Genomic DNA, 943 nt, shown 5'->3' with positions numbered 1-943 from the left:
GGCGAGGGCGGTAGCGCTACCGGCGACGACGCCCGCTCCCCCGCCACCGGCGATAATCGATGACGGGAGCGCCGGCGTCGCGGTTGCCTCGCCGCGAACGGCCGCGAGTTCCGTCCGGAGCGCATCGATCTCATCGTCTCGACCGGCGGCGGATTCGACCTCTCCAATCCGTGCGCCCATCGTTTCGATCCGTTCCTCGAGACTCGCGTGCTGCTCGGCGATCGCGGCCATCCGCTCGTTCAAGGAGTCGATATCGGCGTCGAGCGTCCGCACCTCCTCGAGCGCTTGCACCGCCGATTCGTCCGGACTGGATTCGACGGTCCGGACGAGGTCGTCGTGGTCCGTCCGGAGCGACTCGAGGCGGTCGGCGATGGCCGACACGTCGTCCTCGAATCCGGTAACGGCAGTTTCGTTCGCTCCGGCGTCGACGTCGGCGATCCGCTCCGCGATCGAGTCACGATCGTCGTGGAGGGTAGCGATCTCTTCCTCGAGTGTCGCCCGAACGTCGTCGATCCGTCCGTCGACGGTCTCGAGGTCCGCCGCGAGGCCGTCGACCGTCTCCGTCCCGGCTGCGTGCGTCTCGAGATCGTTCAGTTGCGCAGTCACCGTCGAAATCGTCTCGTCGAGATCGTGAACCGTCGTCTCGAGGCCCTCGATCTCCTCGTCGATCGTCGCCTCGACCGCGTCGAAGCGCGCGTCGGTTCGGTCGGATCGCCGCTCAAGGCGGCCCGAAACGTCGTCGAGACGCGTCGTTAGTTCCTCGAGCCGGCCGGCGACCCCGTCGATGCGCGTCCCGGTTCGCTCGAGTACCGTCTCGAGGTCGTCGACGTCGTCGATCAGTTGCGAGGCGATTCCGTCGACGGTCTCGAGGTCCGCCGCGGTCGCGGCAGTCGCCTCGAAGTCTTCCAGGTCCGTCCGCACCTCGTCGAGCGCCTCGTCGATA

General features: G+C 67.7%; 1 pseudogene. It reads right to left on the bottom strand.

The features are described from left to right. Positions 1–943 (bottom strand): annotated as a pseudogene (locus PGX04_RS25820) (hypothetical protein); the annotation flags it as partial.

The sequence above is a fragment of the Natrinema soli genome, assembly GCF_028618695.1.
This window is presented reverse-complemented; position numbering and strand designations above follow the sequence as displayed.